General features: G+C 57.7%; 20 protein-coding genes. 11 read left to right on the top strand and 9 right to left on the bottom strand.

What is annotated here, in order from left to right:
* Window positions 1-6: 6 nt before the first annotated feature.
* From WG31_RS03600 to WG31_RS03585, 4 genes are all read right to left on the bottom strand, one after another.
* Window positions 7-1,221, bottom strand: a complete 1,215-nt coding sequence (locus WG31_RS03600; RefSeq protein ID WP_063353677.1) for an SMP-30/gluconolactonase/LRE family protein — start codon at window positions 1,219-1,221, stop codon at window positions 7-9.
* Between the two features lie 143 nt (window positions 1,222-1,364).
* Window positions 1,365-2,825 carry a pyruvate kinase gene (pyk, locus tag WG31_RS03595; RefSeq protein ID WP_006117137.1) on the bottom strand — a complete coding sequence of 487 codons (1,461 nt, stop codon included), beginning with the start codon at window positions 2,823-2,825 and terminating at the stop codon, window positions 1,365-1,367.
* Window positions 2,826-2,857: 32 nt separating this feature from the next.
* Window positions 2,858-3,859 (bottom strand): SH3 domain-containing protein, encoded by a 1,002-nt coding sequence (locus WG31_RS03590; protein WP_063354862.1) that lies wholly within the window; start codon window positions 3,857-3,859, stop codon window positions 2,858-2,860.
* Between the two features lie 279 nt (window positions 3,860-4,138).
* The gene (locus tag WG31_RS03585) at window positions 4,139-4,951 is read right to left on the bottom strand and encodes a HesA/MoeB/ThiF family protein (RefSeq protein ID WP_063353676.1); all 813 of its coding nucleotides are present in this window, start codon (window positions 4,949-4,951) and stop codon (window positions 4,139-4,141) included.
* Window positions 4,952-5,144: 193 nt separating this feature from the next.
* Here WG31_RS03585 and WG31_RS03580 point away from each other — a divergent pair, with 193 nt between their 5' ends.
* Window positions 5,145-5,756, top strand: a complete 612-nt coding sequence (locus WG31_RS03580; RefSeq protein ID WP_006117134.1) for a DUF2939 domain-containing protein — start codon at window positions 5,145-5,147, stop codon at window positions 5,754-5,756.
* A gap of 124 nt (window positions 5,757-5,880) precedes the next feature.
* Here WG31_RS03580 and WG31_RS03575 read toward each other — a convergent pair whose 3' ends face one another.
* Complete coding sequence (locus tag WG31_RS03575) at window positions 5,881-6,111, bottom strand: DUF3126 family protein (protein WP_006117133.1); 231 nt, start codon at window positions 6,109-6,111, stop codon at window positions 5,881-5,883.
* A 79-nt stretch (window positions 6,112-6,190) separates the two neighbouring features.
* On the opposite strand from WG31_RS03575, the gene WG31_RS03565 reads away from it, so the two are divergent.
* From WG31_RS03565 to WG31_RS03550, 3 genes are all read left to right on the top strand, one after another.
* Window positions 6,191-6,844 (top strand): hypothetical protein, encoded by a 654-nt coding sequence (locus WG31_RS03565; protein ID WP_209439366.1) that lies wholly within the window; start codon window positions 6,191-6,193, stop codon window positions 6,842-6,844.
* 246 nt (window positions 6,845-7,090) lie between these two features.
* Window positions 7,091-8,953, top strand: a complete 1,863-nt coding sequence (locus tag WG31_RS03560; protein WP_063353674.1) for an alginate export family protein — start codon at window positions 7,091-7,093, stop codon at window positions 8,951-8,953.
* Window positions 8,954-9,130: 177 nt separating this feature from the next.
* Window positions 9,131-11,101: an OPT family oligopeptide transporter gene (locus WG31_RS03550; RefSeq protein ID WP_063353673.1), complete on the top strand. Its 1,971-nt coding sequence runs from the start codon at window positions 9,131-9,133 to the stop codon at window positions 11,099-11,101.
* Window positions 11,102-11,270: 169 nt separating this feature from the next.
* Here WG31_RS03550 and WG31_RS03545 read toward each other — a convergent pair whose 3' ends face one another.
* Window positions 11,271-13,595, bottom strand: a complete 2,325-nt coding sequence (locus WG31_RS03545; RefSeq protein ID WP_063353672.1) for a hypothetical protein — start codon at window positions 13,593-13,595, stop codon at window positions 11,271-11,273.
* 59 nt (window positions 13,596-13,654) lie between these two features.
* Entirely contained in the window at window positions 13,655-14,470 is an 816-nt protein-coding gene (locus WG31_RS03540) for a universal stress protein (protein ID WP_006117128.1), read from the bottom strand.
* Window positions 14,471-14,718: 248 nt separating this feature from the next.
* Between WG31_RS03540 and WG31_RS03535 the strand changes: the two genes are divergently transcribed.
* On the top strand, window positions 14,719-15,516 hold the full coding sequence (locus tag WG31_RS03535; protein WP_035354304.1) for an alpha/beta fold hydrolase: 798 nt from the start codon (window positions 14,719-14,721) through the stop codon (window positions 15,514-15,516).
* 13 nt (window positions 15,517-15,529) lie between these two features.
* On the opposite strand, the gene WG31_RS03530 is transcribed toward WG31_RS03535, so the two are convergent.
* Complete coding sequence (locus WG31_RS03530) at window positions 15,530-17,188, bottom strand: NAD(P)/FAD-dependent oxidoreductase (RefSeq protein ID WP_006117126.1); 1,659 nt, start codon at window positions 17,186-17,188, stop codon at window positions 15,530-15,532.
* Window positions 17,189-17,394: 206 nt separating this feature from the next.
* Here WG31_RS03530 and WG31_RS03520 point away from each other — a divergent pair, with 206 nt between their 5' ends.
* The 6 genes from WG31_RS03520 to WG31_RS03495 all read left to right on the top strand — a co-directional run bounded on the left by WG31_RS03520 (window position 17,395) and on the right by WG31_RS03495 (window position 24,703).
* The gene (locus WG31_RS03520; protein WP_063353670.1) at window positions 17,395-18,582 is read left to right on the top strand and encodes a cation diffusion facilitator family transporter; all 1,188 of its coding nucleotides are present in this window, start codon (window positions 17,395-17,397) and stop codon (window positions 18,580-18,582) included.
* Window positions 18,583-18,641: 59 nt separating this feature from the next.
* Complete coding sequence (locus WG31_RS03515; protein ID WP_063353669.1) at window positions 18,642-19,607, top strand: cation diffusion facilitator family transporter; 966 nt, start codon at window positions 18,642-18,644, stop codon at window positions 19,605-19,607.
* Window positions 19,608-19,731: 124 nt separating this feature from the next.
* Window positions 19,732-21,141, top strand: coding sequence for a chloride channel protein (locus WG31_RS03510; RefSeq protein ID WP_050793164.1), 1,410 nt, complete (start codon window positions 19,732-19,734; stop codon window positions 21,139-21,141).
* Window positions 21,142-21,228: 87 nt separating this feature from the next.
* Window positions 21,229-22,233 (top strand): CobW family GTP-binding protein, encoded by a 1,005-nt coding sequence (locus tag WG31_RS03505; RefSeq protein ID WP_063353668.1) that lies wholly within the window; start codon window positions 21,229-21,231, stop codon window positions 22,231-22,233.
* Window positions 22,230-23,285, top strand: a complete 1,056-nt coding sequence (locus WG31_RS03500; protein ID WP_063353667.1) for a WD40 repeat domain-containing protein — start codon at window positions 22,230-22,232, stop codon at window positions 23,283-23,285. Before WG31_RS03505 ends, WG31_RS03500 begins: the two co-directional genes overlap by 4 nt.
* 134 nt (window positions 23,286-23,419) lie before the next feature.
* Complete coding sequence (locus WG31_RS03495) at window positions 23,420-24,703, top strand: NAD(P)/FAD-dependent oxidoreductase (RefSeq protein WP_063353666.1); 1,284 nt, start codon at window positions 23,420-23,422, stop codon at window positions 24,701-24,703.
* Between the two features lie 254 nt (window positions 24,704-24,957).
* Here WG31_RS03495 and WG31_RS15775 read toward each other — a convergent pair whose 3' ends face one another.
* Entirely contained in the window at window positions 24,958-25,134 is a 177-nt protein-coding gene (locus tag WG31_RS15775; RefSeq protein ID WP_162870722.1) for a hypothetical protein, read from the bottom strand.
* Window positions 25,135-25,169 lie beyond the last annotated feature (35 nt).

The raw sequence follows: 25,169 nt of genomic DNA, 5'->3' as shown, positions 1-25,169 counted from the left end.
GTTTTCTCAGGCTGGGGCTGCGCCTTGGGTGTTCACCTGCAAGCGATAGAGCGAATCCCCCGCGCACATAAACAACCAATCCCGCTTGGGGCCGCCAAACGTAAGGTTAGAAACGCTTTGCGGTAGGCGAATACGGCCAATAAGGTGCCCTTCGGGGTTGAACACAAACACCCCGCACAGCCCCACCGGCCCGCTAACGCCGCACCAGATATTGCCATGCACATCGGCCTTCATGCCATCTGGCCCCATCTGCACGCCTTCAAAACGCATGTTGGTAAACAGGCGCGGGTTGGAAAGCGGCAGTTCTTCCTTGTGCAGATCAAACACATGCACGGCCTGATCTCCATCATGCCCATGCCCGCCCGGCTGCTTGCCAGAGGAAACAACATAAAGCCGTGAAAAATCGGGCGAGAAGCACAAGCCATTGGGGTTGGGCAACTGTGCCTGCGTAAGCACCACATCAAGGTGGCCCATTGCATCTACACGGAAGGTATGATCGGCCTGCCGCCGCGTGCCACCCAATGTTCCAATAAGTTCTTCCCCTATTTTCCAGCGGATATGCCCATCTGGGTTGGCCTCACCACCCGGCATGTCGGCATGGCCCTCGGCCACGTTGTCTCCATACCCCGGATCGGTAAACCAGATGCTGCCATCTGGGTGGGCTATCACATCATTGGGGGAGTTGAGGGAGTGGCCCTCAAACTTATCTGCCACCACATGGGCAGACCCATCATGTTCCCACCTAATCACGCGGCGCAAAAAGTGCTCGCACGTAATCTGGCGGCCCTGATAATCAAACGTGTTGCCGTTAGCGTGGTAGGATTCCGGGCGGAAAACCGTTACCTCTCCCGTTTCCCACAAATAGCGGTATTGCTGGCTTGTCACCACATCGCTGAACAGCAGATACCGCCCTTGAGAGGACCACGCAGGCCCTTCCAGCCATGTGCCTTTATTCCATACCCGATGCAGGCCAGCATTGCCGTACAACAGATCCCGAAAGGAGCGATCAATCACCAGCACATCGGGGTCTGGCGTGTAAACGGGAGAAGCATTTGCCCCCCATTGGCGTGGTGGATTGGTGGTAACATCGGGCGGGCGCACGGTATCGGGCAAAATCTCATCCGCCCCACGGGCCAGCACCGGGGCCGCCACGGTTGCAGAAAGCGCGGTTATGCCTTTAAGCATTGCACGTCTTGCCAGCCTGCTACGTGGGGGTGCCATTATGCCTCCTGCGTTTACCGGACAATCTTTGCCGTATGGAGCGGGTGCATACTGCCTTGGCCCTGCACTGTCACCCCTTTGCTGTGGCAACCCCTTTGTGCAAAGGCAAAGGGCCATTGCAAACCCTTTGCCCTACACGGGTTTCAACCAATACGCGCTACACGCAAAAGGTTGGTAGAACCGCTTACGCCAAAGGGCACGCCAGCGGCTATCACGACGGAATCACCTTCCTGTCCTATGCCAGCACGGTTCACGACATCCAGCGCTGCTTCCACCACATCTTCCACCGTGGTTGTGGGTTTATGCGGCGCGCTTACAAAGGCCCGCACGCCCCACACCAACGCCAAGCGCCGGGCAGATGTATGCGTGGGGGTAATACCCAGAATGGGGCATGTGGGCCGTTCACGCGCAATACGCAGCGCCGTGGGGCCACGGTGCGTATAGGCCACAATGGCCGGAGCCTTGAGCGTATCCGCCACCTGCTGCACGGCGCTGGCAATGGCATCGGCCACATAATCTTCTGGGGCCAGACGGGCAGCGGCCATGTGGGCCTGCCAACCAGCATCTTCTTCCACCCGCCATAAAATACGGTTCATAATCCGCACAGCCTCACGCGGATATTTGCCCGCCGCAGATTCGGCAGAAAGCATCACCGCATCTGCACCATCAAACACGGCGGTTGCCACATCCGATGCCTCGGCCCGTGTGGGGGTTGGGGCGGAAATCATGCTTTCCAACATCTGGGTGGCCACCACAACGGGTTTGCCCAGCCTGCGGGCCGCACGAATAATGCGCTTTTGCACCAGCGGCACGGTTTCGGGCGGGAGTTCAACGCCCAAATCTCCACGCGCTACCATCACCGCATCAGACAGCGCCAGAATGGCATCCAGATTTTCAACGGCCTGCGGTTTTTCCAGCTTAACCAGCACGGCGGCGCGTTCACCCACCAGCGCGCGGGCCTGCGCCACATCCTCGGCCCGCTGCACAAAGGAGAGAGCCACGTAATCCACCCCCAGATCCAACGCAAAAGCCAGATCCTTGCGGTCTTTTTCTGTAAGAGCGGGAATAGGCAGCGCCACATCCGGCACGTTCACACCTTTATGGTCAGAAAGCGGGCCACCTACATCCACCCGCGTTTCTATCCAGTCTGGCCCTACCTTTTCCACCACAACAGCCAGCTTGCCATCATCCATCAGCAGGCGGCTGCCGGGGCGCACGGCACTGATAATTTCTGGGTGTGGCAGATTAACGCGGTGTTCATCCCCCGGTGTGTCAGACAGATCAAACCGAAAGGCCGCACCGGGCTGTAGGGTTACACGGCCTGCGGCAAAACGGCCCACACGCAGCTTTGGCCCCTGCATATCAGCCAGAATACCAATGGGAGTGCCCAATTCTGCCTCTACCTGCCGCACAATGGCATGGCGGGCGGCATGATCTTCATGCGTGCCGTGAGAAAAGTTAAAGCGGAACACATCCGCCCCGGCCAAAGCCAGATCACGGATGGTTGCATAATCTGAAGAAGCCGGGCCGAGTGTGGCCACAATTTTAGTACGGCACGTTTGCGCCTGTTCTGCACCCGCACCCTGTTGTGTGGATTCAGCCATGTCTGTTTCTCCTTCTAGTCCGCCGGGGTCTTTCAGGAGGGGTTCACGGCCTCATCAGCATCTACACCCCAGATGGCCTTACGCGGCACCCAGCCATTATACTGTTTGACGGAAACCCTGCACCACGCAGACCCCGCCGCACATTCCTTAACAGAGCCTACCGCACCGGGTTTCAGCACCGCTACAACGGGAGCATCATCGCTGGCACTTGCGCGGAGCATAACGGCACCCGCAATGCTTTTGGCATCATCCAACGTGGGCACTGTTTCTACAACGCGCGTATCCATGTGGCCGGATGCGGGAATTTTTTCACCATTCTTGTCTAGCTTGGGAGCAATAGGGGTATCATCCCCCAGTGGTTCACCCGGCACCAGAAAATCTCGCCCGCCCGCAAGGGTAGCCTGCTGCATCCAGCCTTTCTGGCCTGTGGGGTCTTCTACCAAACGCCACACATCAAATTCACGCTCAATACGTATTGGCATCCCACGGCGATGATACACCCAGATAATGGGGAAGCGCTGCCCCGGCCCGGCACGCATGTTCACTTCATCCGCCCGCAATGCCGCATAACGTGGCAGCGGCAGGCCCGTTACGGTGCCTTTTGGGGGTTCTGGCGCGGCATCTGCCGGAGGTGTGGCCGGGTTTGCGGCATCTGCTGCGGCAGTGCCAGCGGCTACGGCACCCGCCCCCACTGCGGCACCGGCAGCAACCGTGGCGGCGGGGTGGTGCTTGGCGGCCGCCGTGTGCGCGGCCTCGTGCCCTGCGGCATGGTGCTTTTTATGATGCTTGCTCTTTTTAGCGTGCTCGGCCTTAGCATCGGCGCTGTCTGACTTAGCGGAAACCTTTTTTCCGGCTTTGGCAGAAGCACCCTCATGCGTGGCTCCGGCATGATGAGCGTGGTGGCTGTGCGCCGTGGTTTTTTTCTGCTCTGCCGCATGGGCAGAAACCGTGGGAACACTGGCAAAAGCCACGGCACAGCCTGCCGCACAGGCCAGCAGGTGAAGCCGGAAAATGGAAGAGCGTGTGAACATCATGCCTGCATCCCTGCCAAGAGAGACGCGCCGGGGCAAGAGGCATCGCTTCTTATCCCATGCGCGAAGGCAGATAAGGTGGCATACCCTGCCCTGCCAAAGCTGCGGCAAATCTAAGCCAAACCTTACATTCCCGCCAGACATGCCCTGCATACACGCCCTATACCCAACATGCCATGCTGGTGCAGCCCCAGTGTGTCAGGCCTGTGTTTTTTGCCGCTGTAACGTGCCGCGCATGCACGTGGTATCAGGAGTCGCAAGCATGTGTGCCGGTGCGCCGGTTTACCCGGCTGAAGGTGTAGCCTGTTGCTGGGGCGTGCAGGTCTGTTCCACCCCCATGCCGCCGCAAACAGGGCAGTTGGGGTCTGCCTCCAGCATAATGGTGGTAAAGCGGGTGCGCAGGGCATCCCACATAAGCAAACGCCCGGCCATGCTTTGCCCTATGTTCAAAAGCTCCTTCAGGGCTTCTGTGGCTTGCAGCGTGCCCATAACACCCGTTACGGCCCCAAATACCCCGGCCTCACCACAGCTCAGGCCAGAGGCTTCACCATCGGTTTGTGGGTAAAGGCAATGGTAACACGGGCCGCCACGCCACGGGCGAAAAGTGGAAAGCTGGCCCTCAAACCGCTGCACGGCGGCAGAAACAAGCACTTTGCGGGTTTTTACGCAGGCCGCGTTTACCACGTAGCGGGTGGCAAAGTTATCGCACCCATCACACACCAGATCGTACTGGCTTATCAGCCCTTCCGCCGTGGTGGCATCCAGCCGCTGGGGGTATGTTTCTACTACAATACCGGGGTTAAGCGCCTCTAGCGTGGCGCGGGCAGAATCTATTTTCCTGCGCCCCACATCGGCCGTGGCATGCAGGATTTGGCGCTGAAGGTTGGAAAGCTCCACCACATCATCATCCACCAGCCCGATGCGCCCCACACCGGCCGCTGCCAGATACAGCGCTGTGGGTGACCCCAAGCCCCCCGCACCAATAATCAGCACGGAAGCCCCTTTCAGCGCCATCTGCCCGATTCCGCCAACCTCAGGCAAAAGAATGTGGCGAGAATAGCGCTGGATCTCGTCTTCAGAAAACTGCGAAATCATGGTGGGGCGTCCTGAAAAAAGTAAAAAAGACAGTGAACCGATCGGTCAGAATGGCGTTAAACAGCCAACATGCTTCGTGTTGCGGCAAAAATCACGTTTTTGTAATAACACCAAAAACATGACATGTTAGTGTGCATCAGAGGTATGCTTCTGTTATAGTAACCTGCAAAATCAACATAAGAGGAATGCAAACATGATATCCCTTCCTCAGTTCGGGCAGCCTGCTCGAGCAGCCAGTCTGACCCCGCGCCAGACCGCGCGGGGGATATGTGTTGCCTCAGCCGTAGCGGCACTGGGTGTGTATCTGGCTTCCCCTTTTGTAACGCTGTGGAGTGTGGGTTCTGCCCTGCACACCCACGATATGGCGGCCCTTGGGCAAGTGATTAACTGGGGGGCGTTAGATGCCTCCATCAAGCACCAAACGCTTAATGGCCTGCACCTTATCCCTGCATCGGACGATCTGCCCGAATTTGGTGAATCCTTTGCTGCCACGGCTGTTTCCAACGCAGTGGATACCACGGTAACGCAAAACAATCTGGGCATGCTGGTAGATCAGGCCATTCCGGCGGCTGTGCCTGTCAGCCAGCCCAATATTTCCTTCGCCTCTCTGGCGGCTCATGCGTCCGTAAGGTTTGCACGGCTTGATCAGTTTGTGGCGGAAGTGCCCCTGCCAGGGCATGAGCGTGAAACACCCCTGCGCATTGAAATGCGGATACAGGGTTGGCGCTGGAAAATTACCAATGTGGAATTCCCCACGGCGCGGGCTCCAGTGCTTCAGGCCTCTGCTGCGCCATCCAACGCCTAAACTCTAACCCGCCTGCACCCTAGCGTATATGTGGGTGGCCCTTATAAAAAAGGCCACCCACCCGTAGGCGGCAGCGTACTGCCTGCCTACGTATGAAGTGGCCTTGCAAGCCGTTGCGCCTGATTTATTTGGCGGCGGGCAGGTCTTCTTCCAGCACCACAATATTTACGGCGTAGGACACATCACCATCTTCATCATCACGATGGATGGTGCCAATCACTTCACCATCTGCTGCCAGTTCAACAGACATACCTGCACGAGGTGCGGGGTTGATTGTCAGCTTTTCGGAACCCAGCAGCCTGCGCAGAGCTGTCTGAAGCCGGGTGATTTCTGAAGGAGATATGGAACCGCTCATGTCATTCTTTTCCTGCTGGCATAACTTTGCGCCAAAATAAGGCAAACCGCGCAGGCACGGGCCACTCCGCCCGAAAACGGTGGAGCAACCGGGCACTGGCGCGGTCGCCTTTCCGATCTGTGGCCCCGCTATAGGACAACCACCCACGCTGCCGCAACCTTTCCGCAGCATTGCCCTGCCGCCGCCACTTTCTGCTGTGCATGTCACTTACTGGTTAGAGGAGGATCTGCCCTTGCGTTTCTTGCGTGCTCTTGTGCCGATGCTTTCTGCCTGCGTGCCTGTTGGAATGTGCCTTTTTGCCCTGCAACATGCGCCACCGCCCCCGATGCAACCAGAACGCACAGCCCATATTCTCAACATGGTGGCACATGATGGCGCGGCCCAAACAGCTCAAGCCCTCTCCCGCCAAAAAGGCTGGGCGGATGTGCAGCACGCCGTAACCTCTGGCCAGCCCGATGCCGCGCGCCTTGTGCCCGCGCTTTTGCCATCCGCAGATTCGCACACAACGCGTACACTTTACAAAACCATGCAGGCCGCCCTGCCCAAGCACCCGGCTGTTGTGCTGGCTGCTGCCAAGCAAGGTACATCCATACAGGCAGATTTGCAGGCTGTATGTTCCCCCATAGGCATGAGCCACACATGGCGCCAACAAGCCCGCCAAGCAGTGGCCCATGTGCATGATGTTCATCTGTCTGACCGTGCGCAACGGTGCCTGAACAGGCTGGATGGCTGAACACTTTTTTGTTTATTTCTTAAATCAGTTTTTATGAAACCCTGAAGCTGGCACAAAAACCCAAGAAATACTGCCAGTTTCAGCCGGTCTATGCGCGCCTTTTCAGCCGCAAATGCTACACAAGCCAGAAATGCACCACACGCAATTTAGATATGACCTGAGCGCGTGAAGTGATAACATCCAAATATTAGATATTCATTATTAGAATATCTCCCAAAAAAAATAACAAGAAGCGAACCCCGGCCCATGACCGCATACCCCGGATTTTCTCGTCCCGGACAGGCCATTGCCGCCGTTTACTGTCCGGCTTTTTCTTCTCCTGCCCTCCCTGCCCGCACGCCTGTTTATTGGCCTGCCTTTGGCCTACACGCCCTGCTTGCAGCCTCTGCCGCCGGATTTGCGGTGTGTCTTGCCCCCTACGCTACGGCGGCAGAAACAGCCCCTAACGCCGCGCATCTGCATTACCCGCACACACCTGCCGTTGTGCGCACAACACCAACCACTGTTGTGCCCGCCAAGGAAGCACCAGCAGAAGTCACATCCTCTGCCACTCCTGCCGCCAAGCCGGGGTTTTGGGATAATGCACGCCTGCTGCCCCCGCTCACCAGCCGACCAGAAGCATATGGTCAGCCGCAATCTTTGGAGCTTTCCCCCTTATCTACCGCCCTGCTGCACCAAGGGCCGTGGGGGGTATTTAACGCCAATACCGGAGCTGCCGCAGGGTTTGGCACCGTGGGGTATTATGCTGTTTCGCGGTGGGCGGAGGATTGGTCCAGCCTGCGGGACAAGCGCAACCGCATAGATGCCATGGATGCGCTTAAATACATTCCCTTCAATCAGGAAGGAGATATCTACCTGTCCTTCAGCGGCAACTTCCGCCAGCACAACTTTTATGATCAGCGTGCAGGATTTGGCACCACCAAAAAAGATCCTGCCTATCGCAACAACTTTCGCTGGAATCTGGGCGCAGACCTGCACTTGGGCGAGCACGTCCGCCTGTATGGGGAGCTGATGAGCGGGCAAGCCGCAGGTGTAAACTACTATGGCTATGCCGGAGGCCGCTGGCGCAGCAAGCTGGATGCCCAGCAGGCGTTTATAGAAGTGCGCGGCAAAGTGCTGGGCGCCACCGTAGGCGGCATGGCCGGGCGCATGACCTTTTTGGATGCCCCCCCATATTTTACGGCAGGAAGCGTGTACCCCACCCTGCCGTATTCATGGAACGGCCTGCGCGGCTATGCCTTTTGGAAGAACTTTCGCGTAGATGGCTTTTATCTAACTCTAACAGATAACAGCCCGCCCATTGCCTTCCATGATACCGTGGGGTGGAGATCTCGCCTGTTTGGGGCTTACACATCCTACGCGCTGCCCAAGTTCTCGTTTCTGGGCAAAAACAGCCAAGTGTTTGTAGATAGCTTTTACTACGGCATTATTCTGGCCAGCAGCGCTCTGCCCACAGCAGCAGGCGGCAGCATTGCGGGTTCTACCCACCGTGATACGCCGGGCATGCGCGTATGGGGTAACGCCGGGCCTGTTGAATTTTCTGTTGGCGGCATGTGGCAGGGGGGAGAATTCCGCGCGGCCAAAAGCGGCCCCACACGGCCTGTTTCTGCTTATTCCATCAACGCCACACTCTCATGGCGCTTTGCCAAATGGGCGGGGCATCCGGCTGTGGGGATTCAGGTGGATGATGTTTCTGGCGGCAACATGAACAAAAGCCAGAGCAGCAGTTGGGGCAGCTTTCTTTCACCCTACGTGCCCAGCGCCTACTACCTGGATATCAGCACCTATATCGGGCAATCCAACATTATTGATGTAGGGCCTATTGCCACGGTTTCCCCCACCCCCAACACCACCTTGCTGATGAAGGTGCCCGTGGTGTGGCGCAACAGCAAACAAGATGCCATTTATGCCAGCGGCACAGCCTTTTATAACCTGCGCCCACATGGGGCCTATACGGCCACTATGCCGCAGGCCAGCTTTACGTGGCGTGCCACGCGCCACATTACGCTAAGCGTTGATGGCGAATATATTTTTGCTTCCAAAACCATGATTAACGCGGGCGCATCCTCCGGCGCGTTCGTGCAGAGCAACTTGGAACTTACCTTTTAACCCTCGCTTTTGTGCCCATTGGGCCACAGCGGTACAGACAAACTGCCCCGTCCATCGTAATGCTTGCAGCATATACAAACCAGACGGGGCAGCCCCATGCGCCACGCATGTCCTGCACATGCATCCATCGGGCCGCCTTGCCACAGCCAGACCAAGCAAGCAGCCCGAGGCCCCAGCATGACGCCACCCCCCACCCGCCAAGAACTCACCCTGCGCGGGCTTGTGCTGGGCGCACTCATCACCATCGTTTTTACTGCTTCCAACGTGTATCTGGGCCTGCGTATTGGGCTTACGTTTGCATCCTCCATTCCCGCTGCGGTTATTTCCATGGCTGTGCTGCGGATGCTGGGCGGTGGCTCCATTTTGGAAAACAATATGGTGCAAAGCCAAGCCTCGGCAGCGGGCACGCTTTCTTGCGTGTTTGCCACCTTTCCGGGGTTGGTTATGGCGGGGTATTGGCAGAACTTTCCGTTCTGGCAAACGGCGGGGCTTTCACTCGCCGGGGGCATATTGGGCGTGCTGTTTACAATTCCACTACGGCGCGCACTGGTTACAGAAAGCAGCCTGCCTTACCCAGAGGGCGTGGCTGCGGCAGAAATTTTGCGCGCCGGGGCAGAAAAAGGCCATAGCCACGGGCTGCGCGCCCTTATTGGCGGCGGTGTTATTGCCACGCTTTTTTCATTCGCCAGTGCTGGGCTGCGGCTTTTGGCCGATACACTCACCCTTACAGCCACCGCTGGGGCTGCGGTGTTTCAATTTTCCGGCGGGCTTTCCCTCGCTCTTGTTGGGGCGGGCTATCTGGTGGGGATAGCTGGCGGGCTGGCCATGCTGCTGGGCTGCATTCTGGCGTGGGGCATGGGTGTACCGTGGTTAACGGCCCATTTGCCCAACCCGGAACATCTGGCCCCTGCCGCCTTTGCGCATGATGTATGGCTGCACAAGGTGCGCTTTATTGGTGCGGGGGCCATTGCCGTGGCCTCGCTCTGGACATTGGTGGAACTTATGCCGCCTGTGCTGCGTGGCCTGCGCGCCATGTTGACAGGCCGCGGCCAAACCCTGGTGCCCGATACAGAGCGCGATATGTCTGGCCGCAGCATGGGGCTGTTGCTGCTGCTTTCCGCCGCCATGCTGGCTGGGCTGTTTGCGTATTTTCTGGCCCCTGTTGCGGTGGGGTTTTGGCCTGTTGTGGCCGCTGCTGTGCTGTTTTGCATTGTGTTTGGTTTTATTATGGCGGCAGCTTGCGGCTATATGGCAGGCATTGTGGGCTCTTCCTCCTCCCCCATATCGGGCATTATCATTATTGGCGCTGTGCTTTCCGCCCTGATGATACTGGCGCTGGAAGCCTTGGGCCTTACCCCCACCAGCATGATGGCCGAGGGGCAAAAACTGGCCACGGCGTTTACCATTTTAGTGCTTTCGGCCATTACGGCCACGGTGGCCATTTCCAACGATAACCTGCAAGATCTTAAAACCGGGCAGCTTGTTGGGGCATCGCCATGGAAGCAGGAAGTGGCGCTGATTGTAGGCTGTGTGGTGGGGGCTGCGGTTATTCCACCTGTGCTAAACCTGCTTTACCAAGCCTATGGTTTTGCTGGCACCATGCCCCGCCCCGGCATGGACCCCACGCATGCGCTTTCCGCCCCACAGCCTGCGCTTATTGCCATGATCGCCAACGGCATTTTTACGCACTCGCTGGATTGGAGCATGCTTTCCATTGGCATGGCGCTGGGGGCTGTTCTGGTGGGGGTGGATCAGCTTTTGCGCCGCCGCCATATGGCGTTGCCACCTTTGGGCGTGGCGGTGGGGCTGTATCTTCCTGCCTCTGTTAGTATCACGTTGGCTGTTGGGGCTATTCTGGGTTGGGGGTTAAAACACCACATCAAAACCCGCAGGGCACAGAACCACCAAACAGAACCTGCTGCCAACGCCGCCATTGGCACCATGCTGGCTTCTGGCTTTATTGTGGGGGAAAGCCTGACAGGTGTTGCGCTGGCCGTGCTTTCTGGCGCGTTGGGGCAGGATGATGCGCTCTCCATCGCGCACTATGTGCCCGCAAACCTGCCACCTGTGTTGGGCGCTGCTGCTTTTGTGGCTGTCTGCTGGTGGTTTGCGCGTAAAACCCTGCAAGCTGAAACACAGGGGCGTTAAACGCGGCCTGCGCAAAAGGCTTACCCCCGGCAAGGGCGTACAACACGTAAACACCCTTTAAGATATGCGGCGGGTGGAGCGCGCTACGTTCTGTTTGGCAAACCTGTAAGACATTCAAAGGAACGTTACAGCCTTATTGGCTTTTTTCTTTGTAGAAATCAGGATTTTTTCATTTTTGTCTGCGCCTAAAGCCCAATCCCAACAACCCCAAGCCAAACACCAGCCCCGCCCAGCCCCACGCCATACCGGGTGGGGTAAAGGAAAAGCAAATATCCGCGGCCCCTTTTGGCAAAGTGATGCGCTGGAACAGGTTTTCTTCATACCCAATAGCGGCTTCCTGCCCGTTGATGCGCACATGCCAACCGGGCAGCATAAGTTCGCGCCGAATAAGTAGGGCAGCCGTGCGGCAATGTGTGCGGAGTACGGTGCGGGAGATTGGGTGAATCTCGCAGCCCTCTGCGGTCTCAAAATACGGGGCGGGATGAGGCAGGCGGTACAGATCATTCGCGGCACTGCTGTAAAGCAATTGCAGACGTTTTTCGGCGGGGGCCTCCTGCTGGCCCGGCAGCACCATACCATGCGGCACAACTGCCAGAGCCACGCCCAAGCGTTCCAGAACCTCCGGCTTTTGGCCCAGAACATCCTGCAAAAAGAAGTGCCCATTCGGGGTGTTGGGCGTAATGCCATCAAACGTAACGGGGTTAAGGTTTGCGCCAAAATCCTGCTGCAAACGGGCAATCCACGCAGCAGGCATGGGCACGCCGTTGTGGTTGAGAGAGGCCAGCCCAAAATACGCACCATAATTGGGAGCCAACCCGCCGAGAGATACAAACCTGTTCAGCCCGATTTGTGCCTTCATGGTGTTGATAAGCGTGGCATCTACCGGCAGCACGCTGCGGGTGGAGAGTAGCGGCACGCAAAACAGAAAAAGCGCTTCTGCCACCACAGCACTTGCCAGAACAGCACAGCGCCACCGCGCCAAAACCGGCAATAGCAACGCGGCAAGGCACAGTGCCACCAATGCACCACCTGCCAGCACAGAGCCAAAAGCATAAAAGCGGGAAGGCACAGGCCCTTGCGCAAAGCCCCATAAATCGGCCCGTGCGGGGGCGTTCCAGCGCCACACGGCATAGGTGGACAGCAGCAGAACACCACCGGCGCACAGCGCAGGCCATGCGGATATCAGCCAGCTTTTGACACGTTGTTTTGCAACACCCGCGCCCGCCTGAGCACCAATATTGCGGCACACATCATCCAGCCCGAAGGCGGCCAGAAGAATAAGCGCCATTTCCTCCATCGGGTAGCAAAAGCGATGAAAAAACGTGAGGGCTATACCGGGTATCATATCCATAAGCGGGGCTATGCCGGGCAGGTTGGCCTGCTTGCCCACACAAGCCACAAAATAGGCTGCCAGCATAATACGTGCCGCCCGGTCTCGCCGCCCCCATAGGCTCAGAAGTGCCAAAAATGGCAGCACAGCCCCCCAATATCCGCCAACACTCCACCATGCCTCGTACCGAGAGGCCGGGCCGTAAAAAATGGGGCCATTGATGTAAGGAAACAGCGCCATAGCCCAGCATGTGATGGGCTGGGTGATGGAAATACCCGCTGCGTGGTCTCCCACCCACGCATGGGGCAAATAAGTGGCAAACGCCACAAGCTGCGGGGCAGCTAAAAGCAGGGCCGTGCTGCCGCCAACCGCAATGGCGGCGGCAAACGGTGCGCGTGCCCCCGCAGGCTGTTGCGCCAGACGCAAAAAAGCCCAGCACAATACCAATGTGCCCTGCAAAAACGCGGTTTCGGGAAAGCTGGAAAGCACCATGCCCCCCAAGCCAAGGGCCAGCAGGCCCCAGTTACGCATACCGGCCCAGCCATGTGCCGTGCCACGCAACACCTCCACCCCCAGCAAGTCCAAAGGCAAAAAGGCCAGCGGCTGGCTTGGCCCATCCGATGCCCACGCAAACGTGCCGTTAAACGCCCACAGCACGGCACCGGCCAACACCACGCGCGCATCCAACCCCAGCTTGCGCAACAGGGCGTACATGCAAAAACCTGCCAGAATTTGCAGCGCAATTTTAAGCAGCAACAGCCCACCGGGCAGGCCTAAAAGCAGCACAAAAGGCAAAAAGAACGCGCCGGGCTGATACTCCCCCGCCAGCGGCATGCCCACGCCGCTATACGGGTTCCACCACGGCAAAATACCATGCCGCCAATCTGCTGCGGCCAAGTGGCCCAATGCCTGCACAATAACACCCGCGCAGCCATCTACCCACCCCGGCAAACCGGGTAACATGCCGCCTTCCAGCCAGTTGCGCCGCGTTTGCGTGCCTGCCGAAAGCACAGAAATAGGGTCGGACGTTGCGCCACCCCACAGCATCGGGCCCAGAAGTTCTGGCAGATGCACCAGCACGGGCAGCAATGCCAGCACAACCACGTGCCATACAGGCCAATGAGCACAAAACCGATGGCGGGCAAAAAAAGAAAAAGCGGGCATATGCCCGCCTTAGCAAAGGGGAAGCCGTATTCCTACACAATACGCCCCTTGTATGTGCGTTAATGCTGCAAAAAGACCGGCACATCCGGGTGGGCCAGAATATAATCCGTAGCACTGCCCATAAGCCGATTATACAGCATGCTGTGCTGATACCCGCCTATCACCAACAAATCCGCCCGCCGGGCATCTACCTCACCCAGAATGGATTGTGCGGCCTTGCTGGCATCATCACTTGGATTCATCTCCACCCGTTCGGGCGTAATGCCGGGCAAGATATCCATCGGCATGGGGGAAGCCGGTGTTTGCAGCACATCCACCTGTTTGGCCTGCGCCAGCAATACGCGGGCAGAGGCAAACGCCTTGCGGCAACCCTCCGTATCTTTCCATGCCATCAGAATATGGTCCCCACTTGGGCGATCCCAAAAAGGTGGCACAAACAGAACGGGACGGCCTGTTTGAAAAATGGCTGAACGGGTGGCCAGTTTTTTCTGGTCACTATCCCGGCTATCGGGAAAGTTCATAATCAGCAAATCGGCATCCTTGCCATAACCGCTGATAATTCTGTCCACCGTAATTTCGGGGTCCAGCCAGTTTACTTCCACCTTGCTTAACCGTTCTGCGCCAGAACCATATTCCTCCGCCAGCCAGCGGTGGAAAATTGTGTGCAGGCTATCAGCCCATTCACGCTGGTTTTCGCGCAGCACGGCAGCGCTTTCATCTGTCAGGCCCATATTGCCCAGCACCTGCGTAGGAGGCTCCCGCGCGGCCAGAACATCCATGCGGTTGCCGTTTACGCGGGCCAGAAACTGTGCGGCCATGTTCAGCAGTACTTCCGCCTGATCCTGCTGGCTGAGAATAACAAGACATCTCTGCATTGCTTGCGCTCTCCCGTTTTTATCTGTGGCGTGTCACCACGCACACCTATGGTGGGCCAGCGCCAGAAAGCATTCACACCAAACGTGCCCGCCGGCTAAAGGGTTGCCCATCCCTCCAACTGTGCCACGCCTGCCCTCTCTCTGGAAGGTGAAGAAAAAACATGCCGCCCCCTCTCGCATTTCGGGGCAAAGCGCGGCACAACCGCAAGGATAACACCAGCCCTTACGCAAAAAAGGATACGGCCACCGTGTTGCTGAACGTGATTGAACGCGGCCCCGATGCCCCCTCTCCCCTGCCGCCGGTTGTGCTGTTGCACGGGCTGTTTGGCCGTGCGCGCAATCTGGGTTTTGTGCAACGTAAGCTGGCCGCCACCCGCCAAACGCTGGCAATGGATTTACGCAACCACGGCAACAGCCCCCACGGCCCCATGAGCTACCCCGCCATGGCGGAAGATGTGCTGGAAACCATGCACCATCATGGCATCAAAAAAGCCTTGGTGCTTGGCCATTCCATGGGTGGCAAAACCGCCATGATGCTCTCCCTTATTCACCCACAGGCCGTGCAAAGCCTGCTGGTGGTGGATATTGCCCCCGGCCAGGGTGGCTTTGCGCGGATGGATCTGCCGCCGGGGTTGGATAAGCTGGTTTTTCCCCCGCATCTGGATTTACGCAGCGCAGATGAGCTGTTGCGCCCGCTGATAAGCAATGATGCCGTGCGGCAATTGATGATCCAGAACATCCGCATGGGGGATAACCCCGGCTGGGCCATTGGCATGCACGATATTCTGGCCGGAATGCCCGCCATGATGGGCTGGCCCACATTGCCCCCTAGTGCGCAATATAGTGGCCCCACGCTGTTTATTCGGGGGGAAACATCACCCTATATTCAGCCCACCAATTACCCACAGATGCGCCATCTGTTCCCGCACTATCGGTTGGAAACAATCAACGGCGCAGGCCATTGGGTGCATGCAGATGCCCCGCGCCGGTTTATGGAACTGGTGGAAGAATTTGCCACCCAGACAGAAGACGCCTCCACACCCTGAAGGCGCAAAAAACCTAACGGGGTGGCAGTGTGGCTGGCTTGCCTGCCAGATTAAGGGCCACGGCCTCCGCAATGCGGATACCATCCATAGAGGCAGAGAGAATACCACCCGCATAACCTGCCCCTTCACCCGCCGGATACAGGCCCGGCGTGTTGATAGACTGCCCGCCCTCATTCCGTGGAATGCGCAAGGGGGAGGATGTGCGGGTTTCCACCCCGGTCATCACCGCGTCTTCCATGGCAAAGCCGCGGATCTTGCGGTCAAACTTCGGCAGGGCCTCACGCAAGGCTTCCACCACAAAATCGGGCAGGCATTTTGAAAGATCGGTGGGGGTTACGCCCGGTTTGTAGGAGGGCACAACATCCCCCAACGTGGTAGAGGGGCGGCCTGCCAGAAAATCTCCTACACGCTGGGCGGGGGCACGGTAATCTCCGCCTCCCAGTTCAAACGCCTTGCGCTCCCATTGGCGTTGAAAGGCCATGCCCGCCAGCGGGTCATCCGGGTAATCCACACCGGGGCGCAGTTCCACCACTATGCCGGAATTGGCGTTACGCTCGGCGCGGGAATACTGGCTCATGCCGTTGGTAACCACCTGCCCTTCTTCCGAAGTAGCCGCCACCACGGTACCGCCGGGGCACATGCAAAAGGAATACACGCCCCGCCCATTGCTGGCATGATGCACCAGCCGATATTCCGCAGCGCCCAGAAGCTCGTTTCCCGCGCTGGGGCCAAACTGCGCCACATCTATGACCGATTGCGGGTGCTCAATCCGCACCCCAATGGAAAACGGCTTGGCCTGCATGGCCACATCTTCGGCCTGCAACATGGCAAACGTATCACGCGCGCTGTGGCCCACGGCCAGAATAACGTGATCGGCGTGTATGGTCTCACCCTCAGCCGTGCGCACACCTTCTACCGCGCGGGTTTGCGGGTTAAGCACCAACCCATCCACACGGGTTTGAAAACGGTATTCCCCACCTGCTTCCTCTACCTCGCGCCGAATATGCTCCACCATGGAAACAAGGCGGAATGTGCCAATATGCGGGTGGGCCAGATACAGAATATCCTCCGGCGCGCCAGCTTTTACAAACTCCTCCAGCACCTTGCGGCCTAAAAAGCGTGGGTCTTTAACCTGGCTATACAACTTGCCATCAGAAAAGGTTCCGGCCCCGCCCTCACCAAACTGCACGTTGCTTTCTGGCGTAAGTTCAGAGCGCCGCCATAGGGCAAACGTATCCACTGTGCGCTCACGCACCACCTTGCCGCGTTCCAGCAGCAGCGGGCGCAGGCCCATGCGCGCCAGCACAAGGGCGGCCATAAAGCCGCACGGCCCGGCACCTATAACAATAGGGCGCTTGTAACCGGGCTGAGCAGCCAGTTCTGCCCCATTAGCAATAGGGGGCACCCATTCCATGTTGGGGGATGGCTGTACGTGGTTATCCTTGGGGTGGGCGGCACGGTAACGGGCCAGCACGGCGGCCTCGTCCCTTACGGTGCAATCCACGGCATAAACCAGCTTAATGGCCACCCGCTTGCGGGCATCGTGCCCGCGCTTGAACACGCTGTAATGCTCCAACGCATCTTGGGTAATGTTCAGCCGCTCGCAGATTGCCTGTGCCAACGCCTGTGGCGAATGGTCTAGCGGAAGCCGTAATTCGGTCAATCTGAGCATGCGCTGTGCCCTTACCTTTCAAACAGGCGTGAAAAAAAATCTGCTCTTTCCCTAAGCTGCTCTGCCGTGTGGCGCAATATTGGCGGTGTGGGTCACAAAAAAGATGTTGCCCTTCCCTGCCATCCTTAGCAGACATAGATAAGACAGACCGGGTTGGTCCTGTTGGTTTGCCCCTGCCCAGCCATTATTGTTCCATTCATTCAGGAATGCTTCTTCCCATGCCTTCGCCGCACGATCATATGCCATCTTCCCAGCCTGCGGATTCAGCCTGTGGTCATGCACACCACACGCCGGGCCAACCAGACGCGCACAGCCATGCAGAAGCCTGCACCGCAGAGCATGATCACGCAGCAGATGCGCACACCCACGCGCATGAATGCAGCGCAGGAGAACATGATCACGCCCATGATGATCACGCTGGGCATGATGACCATACCGGGCACAACCATGCTGCGGGTGGAAGTTGCGGGCACAGCCACGGTTTTGGGCACGCCCATGTGCATACGCCAGCCTCCTTCGGCAAAGCGTTTGCCATAGGTATTGCGGCCAACAGCCTTTATCTGGTGGCCGAAGCGCTGTGGGGCTTTTTCTCGCACTCGCTGGCACTGCTGGCCGATGCGGGGCACAACCTTTCCGATGTGCTGGCGCTGGCGGCGGCATGGATGGCCCAGCACCTTTCCCAACGCTCGCCCTCGCTGCGGTTTACGTATGGGTTGCGGCGCTCATCCATTCTGGCGGCACTGGCCAACGCGCTGGTGTTGATGCTGGTAACAGGCGGCGTAGCGTGGGAAGCCATTACCCGCTTGTTTGACCCCGCCCCCGTAGCTGGCAAAACCATGATGATTGTGGCCGCCCTTGGCATTGTGGTGAACGGCGCCACCGCCCTGCTTTTTGCCTCTGGGCAGAAGGGAGACCTCAACATTCGCGCGGCCTTCATGCACCTTATGGCGGATGCTGTTACCTCCCTTGCCGTGGTGATAGCGGGCGGTTTGGTGCTGCTAACGGGCCTGAACTGGATAGACCCTGCCATAAGCTTGGCCATTTCCATTGTTGTGGTGGCCAGCACGTGGTCTTTGCTGCGGGATTCCTTGGATATGGCGCTGGATGCCGTGCCCCGCGCGGTGGATGCCGGGGCCGTAGAAGGCTTTTTGCGCACCCTGCCCGGTGTGGCGGATCTGCATGATCTGCACATCTGGCCCATTAGCACCACGGAAACAGCGCTAACGGTGCATTTGGTGCGCACCTCCGCCACGGTGCAGGAAAGTGATACCGCCCTGCTGGAAAAAGCCGCCGCCGCCCTGCGTGAACGCTTTGGCATTGTGCACCCCACCTTGCAGATAGAAGGCGCAGATTATGCCCCATCCTGCGCCTTAACAGACCCGCACACCGTCTGACGCGCCTTTCCCTTTCCCGCGCATTTTATGCCGCCACGCCAGCCAGAATTGTTGTTTACGTGCCAGAACTTCCCCTGCCCTCCAGCAATCGTGGCATTGCTGTTGTTAGCCTTGGTGTTAGCTTTGTCGCACTGGGGCTCAAATACGCCGCCTATGCCACCAGTGGCAGCATTGCCTTGTATGCCGATGCGCTTGAAACCATTATTAACGTGGTAGCCGCCGCCGGAGGGCTATGGGCGCTAAGCGTGGCTGAAATGCCAGCAGATACCAACCACCCCTACGGCCACCACAAGGCGGAATATCTTTCTGCCGTGGCAGAAGGCGCGCTGGTGGTTGTAACAGCTTTTGTTATTGGGGATGAAGCGGTGCATGGCTGGTTGCACCCCAACCCACCCAAGGCCCCCTGGCTGGGGTTGGGGCTGAACGCCCTTGCCACCGTGGTTAATCTGGCATGGGGGCTTATTATGCTGCGAGTGGGGCAAAAGCGCCGCTCTCCCGCCCTTGTGGCAGGCGGGCAGCATGTGCTTTCCGATGTATGGACAGGCGTTGCCCTTGTGGTGGGTGTTACCCTTATTCCGCTTACCGGCTGGGTGCGGCTGGATGCTATTCTGGCAGGGCTTTTGGCCATAAATGTGCTGCGCGTAGGCTGGGAAGTCATGCGCGAATCTGTTTCCGGGCTGATGGATGAAGCCCCCGAACCCGAAACAATGGAAGAAATTCGCACCATTATTGCCGCCAACGGCAAAGGGGCGATTGAGGCGCACGATATCCGCACCCGCATTGTGGGGGCTGTTACGTTTTTAGAGTTCCATTTGGTGGTGCCCGGCACCATGAGCGTTAACACCGCGCATGATATCTGTGACCGCATAGAAGCTGCCCTGCGCGCCAGCATGGGCAGCACGCTGGTGCATATTCATGTAGAGCCAGATACGCACGCCAAGCACGAGGGCATTGTGTTCTGGAAAGGCCCGGCAGAAACCTACCCCACACCCGCTGCACGGCCCGATAATGGGGCCAGCGCATAATAAAAGCGGCGCGTGCCATAAATATTCGGCACTAAAGAACTATCGCCTCTTTCATGTTGTGTATGAAATGCTACACTCGGTTGCATCCTTTTTCCTACCCTTTATGCCTTTACGGATGCCGCCCATGTCTGCCAGCGTGTTCCCCACGACTGAATCCCTTCGTCATTTGCGAGAACACGCCAAAGCGGGCACCGTAAACTGGCGCAGAAAATTTATTTACTGGTCTGGCGCCATTATGGTGGGCGTGGTGGCCGTAGGCTTTGCCGCACTGGCCGATGCCGCCGCCCATGTGCGAGACCATATTTTAAAAATAAGCCCGTTGCTGATGTTGCTGGTAACCCCCGGCGGGCTGGCACTTTCTACATGGCTAACGCGCACATGGTTTAGGGGCGCACAGGGCAGCGGTATTCCGCAGGCCATTGCGTGCATGCACCTTAATAACAATGCCATTGTAGATAAGGTGCTAGCGCTGCGCATTGCCTTTGCCAAAATTCTGCTAACATGCCTTGGGCTGCTTTCTGGCGCATCCATTGGCCGAGAAGGGCCAACCGTGCAGGTGGGGGCTTCCATCATGCATACGGTGGGCCATTATATGGGCATTACAGATATTACCCGCCAGCGTGCGCTTATTAAAGCCGGAGGGGCCGCAGGTGTGGCCGCCGCCTTTAACACTCCGCTGGCTGGCATTGTGTTTGGCATTGAGGAACTGGCCCACTCCTTCGAGCAACGCACCAGTGGCACCATGCTGACATGCGTGGTGATTTCCGGCGTGACAGCTATCGCACTTGTGGGCAACTACACGTATTTTGGGCACACCTATTCCTCCGTGCCGGTGGGTACAAGCTGGCTGGCCGTTCTGGCGTGCGGCATTATTGGCGGGCTGTGCGGGGGTGGGTTTTCTGCCCTGCTTGTGCGCATATCTCGTGGTATTCCGGGGGCTTTTGGGGCGTTTATTACGCGCCATCCGGTTGCGTTTGCAGCCCTGTGCGGGGTGTTGCTGGCCCTTATAGGCCTGATTTCTGGCGGCATGACATACGGCACAGGCTATGTGCAGGCGCGTGACATCATTATGGGGTCAGACCAGTATTCGGCCTCATTTTTTGTGCTGAAACTGCTGGCCACCATTGTATCTTACTGTTCGGGCATTCCCGGTGGGCTGTTTGCGCCCTCGCTTTCTGTGGGTGCAGGCATGGGTGGCTGGGTGGCGCAGTTTTTGCCCCACACCGCACCGGGGGCCGTGGTGCTGCTGGGCACCGTGGCCTATTTTGCAGCGGTTACGCAATCTCCGCTTACCGCCACGGTTATTGTCATGGAAATGTGCGATAACCAGCAGATCACCCTTGCCCTGCTGGCCAGCGCCTTTCTGGCCTTTGGCGTTTCCCGCACCCTGTGCAGCCATGCCTTGTATGGTGCGCTGGCCGTGCGTTTTGTGCGCACCACCGCCCCCAAACAAAACAGCGCATCTGTTGTTACAGCCACAGATACAGCACGCCAGGCCTCTCGCGGGCAGTCTTCCCCCTCAAAGCAGGGCTGATCCGCCAGTTGGCTTAGGTTCTGGCCTAGAGCGCTATTGCACCCTATATGTTGCAACAGTTGTTTGTACTGGAAAGGTTCATTCCCGATGTCCGATGCATCTTCAGCGCCTGCAAGCGCCGCCGCGCCCGATAGCCGCATACCGGTAACCGTGCTGACCGGCTTTTTGGGCGCGGGCAAAACCACGCTGCTCAACCACATCCTAACTGCCGAGCACGGCCGCAAATACGCCGTGGTGATTAACGAATTTGGCGAACTGGGCGTGGATAACGATCTGGTTGTGGATGCAGATGAAGAAGTGTTCGAAATGAACAATGGCTGCATCTGTTGCACCGTGCGCGGAGACCTGATCCGTATTTTAAACGGGCTGATGAAACGGCGCGGCAAATTTGATGGCATTATTGTAGAAACCACCGGCTTGGCAGACCCTGCCCCCGTGGCCCAAACCTTTTTTGCCGATGAAGATGTGCGTGCAAAAACCAAGCTGGACGCCGTGGTAACCGTGGTGGACGCCAGTAACTTCCTGACCACGCTAAAGGAAAGCCCCGAAGCGCACGAGCAGGTTGCCTTTGCAGATGTAATTATCCTGAACAAGACAGACCTTGTAGATGCCGCCGAGCTAAAAACGGTGGAAGACGCCATACGCAAGATCAATGCCGCAGCGCCCATCTACCCCGCCAAAAAAGGCAACGTAAAGCTTACAGACGTAATGGACCGCGGCGGGTTTGATCTGGAACGCATTTTGGAAAACGCCCCGGATTTTCTGGAACACACGCCAGAACACCACCATGAAGGGGATATCACCAGCGTTTCCCTTACCGTCAAGCAGCCCTTAGATGCCGGGCGCTTTCAGGCATGGGTAAGCGCATTGTTGCAGGAAAAAGGCGGAGATATCCTGCGCACCAAGGGCATTCTGGATTTTGCAGGCCAGCATGATCGTTTTGCTTTTCAGGCCGTGCACATGATGGCGGATGGAGACAACATCGGCCCGTGGAAGAAAGATGAACCGCGTGAAAGCCGCCTTGTGTTTATTGGCCGCAACCTCAACCGGCCCCAACTGCGCCGCGGGCTTGAAAGCTGCATTGCCGCATGAGCACCGAGACACAAAGCCTACGCGGCCTTATTGAAAAACGCGGCGCCCACCTACAGGTGGAAGGTGAAATTACCGCCTGCGCCGCCACGCGGGATAACAGCCGCTTTGCCTTTACCACGGGTGAAGGTGATGTGGTGGTGGTACACCGTGAAGACCAGCTTACGCCAGAGGCATGGAACACCTATGCCGTGCATGATGGCCCTGCCCTTTGCCTTTCTGCCGATACGCTGCCCGATTGCTTTTTAACGGGGGGTGATGATGGCCGCCTGTGCCGCCTTGATCCATCTGGCGAGATTGAGGAACTGGGCAAAGGCCGCCGCTGGGTGGAACATATTACCACCTATGTAGATGCCAAATCTGCCGTAATTGCCGCCGCTGCGGGCAAAAATGTAGAACTGCGCGATGCCACGGGCCGCACCGTAACCCGCACGCTGGAACACCCCACCACCGTGGGCGGCATTGTGTTTGACCCCAAAGGCAAGCGCATTGCGGTTTCTCACTACAATGGTGTTTCTGTGTGGTTCACCCAATCCAAAGATGGCAAGCCCCGCCAGTTGGAATGGAAAGGCAGCCACCTTGATATTGCCATGCACCCGGCGGGTGATGCCGTTGTAACCGCCATGCAGGATAATGACCTGCACGGTTGGCGGCTGGCAGATGGCCACAACATGCGCATGAGCGGCTACCCTACCAAGGTGCGCTCGCTCTCCTTTTCCAAAAACGGCAAATGGCTGGCCACCAGCGGTGCTGACATCGTTGTGATGTGGCCGTTTTTTGGGGGTGGCCCTATGGGCAAACCACCCATGGAACTGCCGGGCGCAGGCGGTGCGCTGTGCACCCGCGTAGCCTTTCACCCAGAGCAAGAGGTTGTGGCCGCTGGCTTTGCAGATGGTACCGTTGTAATGATGGAACCATCTACCCAGCGGGTTTTGCCCGTATCACTGGGCAAGGCGGGGGCCATTACGGCGCTGGCCTATAGCCCAGATGGCTGCACGCTGGGTTTTGGCACCGAAGAAGGTGTAATTGGTGTGGTGGATTTAGCCGCTTCCTAATTACGCCCGCTTTGGGCATCAAAACGGCGCGTACCACGGTAGAACACAATAAACGGGTGCGTGAGATCAACAAGTAGTGGATTGCACGGCACTCCTCCGCACCGCATGGTGCGGAGCAAGGGGGATATTGTGGGATGAGTGATCGGTTTAGGGTGGTTATTGTTGGCGGCGGTGTTGCAGGCATGGCTATTGCAACGCGGCTGGGCAATAGCCTTGGGCGCTCCGGCAAGTTAGATATTACGTTGGTGGACAAGGGCTTCAGCCATGTGTGGAAGCCCATGTTACACTGCTTTGCTGCGGGCACAGCCAGAAACGAGAATGACCGCATCACCTTTATCTCTCACGCTGCGGCGCATGGGTTCCGCTTTTGCTATGGTGAAATTGCCGGGATAGACCGCGCCGCCAAGCGCCTGAAGCTGGCCCCGCTGGAAGAAGAAGACCACGAGGTGCTGCTGGATGAGCGGTATCTGGATTACGATGTGCTGATTTTTGCCATTGGCAGCCGTGCGAATGATTTTGGCACACCGGGCGTGGTGGAAAACTGCATCTTCCTAGACAACATTGTAGAAGCCAATAACTTTAACGAGCGCTTCCGCCATGCGGTTATTCAGGCCTATGGCCGAGGATCTCCGCTAGATATTGCCATTGTTGGCGGAGGCGCTACAGGCGTACAGCTTGCGGCTGAACTGCACAAGGCGCTGGATATTGGCTCTTTGTACAACTTCACGCCTGTTACGCCGGAAATGCGCGTAACATTGTTAGAAGCCGGGCCGCGGATTTTGCCTGCCTTCCCCAAAAATGTATCTGCCGCCGCGCAAAAGCAGCTTGAAGCGCTTAAGATCAAGGTGCTTACCAGCACAATGGTAAGCGGTGCGGATGAACACGGCTTTATGCTTAAAGATGGCACCCGTGTAGATGCACAGTTTCGCGTTTGGGCGGCGGGCGTAAAAGCCCCCGATGTTACCCGCCAAATGGATGGTTTGGAATGTGGGCGTGGCGGCCAGTTTTTGGTGCGCCCCAATTTGCAGACCACGCTGGATGACAGCATTTTTGCTGTGGGGGATTGCGCCTTTATTAGCGATAGCCCGTTGGCCCCCACCGCACAGGTGGCCCGCCAGCAAGCACACCATCTGGCACGCTATCTGCCGGGCTTTATCTTTAACAAAAAGCCCGTGCCTGCCTTTAAGTTCAGAAACCGTGGAGCCATTGTGGCCTTGGGGGATTACAACGGCTGGGGCGCATTTGCAGATGGCAAAACCTTTGGCGGCGGCTTTATGCACGGCCTTAGCGCGCGTTTGGGCCATATGGCGCTGTATCGGCAACATCAGTTTGAACTGTATGGGCCATTCCGCGGCATGATTGCCTGCTTTACGGATTGGCTGGATGGCTTTGTGCGCCCACCCGTGCGGATGGACTAAGCCACACTTTACACCGTTTATAAAAAAGCATTCCCGCACCGGCCTGTTGAAAACATCAGCCAGTGCGGGAACCTGATAACGCAAACCTGCCACACAGGGGCGGCCCACCCGTATAAGGGCCAGACCAGGCAGGTTCACCGCATCCTGCCTGCCCCTGTATTTTTAAAGCGCCCGCTTTGTGTGTTGGGTAAACCCCACAATGCGGGCCTTTATACACCCTGCCAACAGCAACACCTTTTTATCCGGCTTCTTAATTAGTCCAGATACTTGGCCTTGCCTTCGTTCAACTGGGTAATGAAGGAATCACTTGTCATTTCCTCCACCTTGCCTGCGCTGTCCTTCAGCCGCACCTTGCTGTCACCATCATTGATAACGCCCAGCATTTCGTATTTGGTGCTGCCGATCTGTACTGTTTTGTTTTTCGTGCTCATAAATCTATCTTTCCTAGCGGGGTTTTAAGGTTCCG

It is taken from the genome of Acetobacter oryzifermentans, assembly GCF_001628715.1.
Classification (GTDB): Bacteria; Pseudomonadota; Alphaproteobacteria; order Acetobacterales; family Acetobacteraceae; genus Acetobacter; species Acetobacter oryzifermentans.
This window is presented reverse-complemented; position numbering and strand designations above follow the sequence as displayed.

Excerpts from the sequence above, each read along its gene's own strand:
- WG31_RS03540 (WP_006117128.1), bottom strand. The coding sequence starts at position 14,470 with ATGCAGAGATGTCTTGTTATTCTCAGCCAGCAGGATCAGGCGGAAGTA.
- WG31_RS03545 (WP_063353672.1), bottom strand. The coding sequence starts at position 13,595 with ATGCCCGCTTTTTCTTTTTTTGCCCGCCATCGGTTTTGTGCTCATTGG.
- WG31_RS03505 (WP_063353668.1), top strand. The coding sequence starts at position 21,229 with ATGTCCGATGCATCTTCAGCGCCTGCAAGCGCCGCCGCGCCCGATAGC.
- WG31_RS03520 (WP_063353670.1), top strand. The coding sequence starts at position 17,395 with ATGCTTCTTCCCATGCCTTCGCCGCACGATCATATGCCATCTTCCCAG.
- WG31_RS03560 (WP_063353674.1), top strand. The coding sequence starts at position 7,091 with ATGACCGCATACCCCGGATTTTCTCGTCCCGGACAGGCCATTGCCGCC.
- WG31_RS03495 (WP_063353666.1), top strand. The coding sequence starts at position 23,420 with ATGAGTGATCGGTTTAGGGTGGTTATTGTTGGCGGCGGTGTTGCAGGC.
- WG31_RS03530 (WP_006117126.1), bottom strand. The coding sequence starts at position 17,188 with ATGCTCAGATTGACCGAATTACGGCTTCCGCTAGACCATTCGCCACAG.
- WG31_RS03510 (WP_050793164.1), top strand. The coding sequence starts at position 19,732 with ATGTCTGCCAGCGTGTTCCCCACGACTGAATCCCTTCGTCATTTGCGA.
- WG31_RS03575 (WP_006117133.1), bottom strand. The coding sequence starts at position 6,111 with ATGAGCGGTTCCATATCTCCTTCAGAAATCACCCGGCTTCAGACAGCT.
- WG31_RS03600 (WP_063353677.1), bottom strand. The coding sequence starts at position 1,221 with ATGGCACCCCCACGTAGCAGGCTGGCAAGACGTGCAATGCTTAAAGGC.
- WG31_RS03585 (WP_063353676.1), bottom strand. The coding sequence starts at position 4,951 with ATGATTTCGCAGTTTTCTGAAGACGAGATCCAGCGCTATTCTCGCCAC.
- WG31_RS03550 (WP_063353673.1), top strand. The coding sequence starts at position 9,131 with ATGACGCCACCCCCCACCCGCCAAGAACTCACCCTGCGCGGGCTTGTG.
- WG31_RS03580 (WP_006117134.1), top strand. The coding sequence starts at position 5,145 with ATGATATCCCTTCCTCAGTTCGGGCAGCCTGCTCGAGCAGCCAGTCTG.
- WG31_RS03590 (WP_063354862.1), bottom strand. The coding sequence starts at position 3,859 with ATGATGTTCACACGCTCTTCCATTTTCCGGCTTCACCTGCTGGCCTGT.
- pyk (WP_006117137.1), bottom strand. The coding sequence starts at position 2,825 with ATGGCTGAATCCACACAACAGGGTGCGGGTGCAGAACAGGCGCAAACG.
- WG31_RS03500 (WP_063353667.1), top strand. The coding sequence starts at position 22,230 with ATGAGCACCGAGACACAAAGCCTACGCGGCCTTATTGAAAAACGCGGC.
- WG31_RS15775 (WP_162870722.1), bottom strand. The coding sequence starts at position 25,134 with ATGAGCACGAAAAACAAAACAGTACAGATCGGCAGCACCAAATACGAA.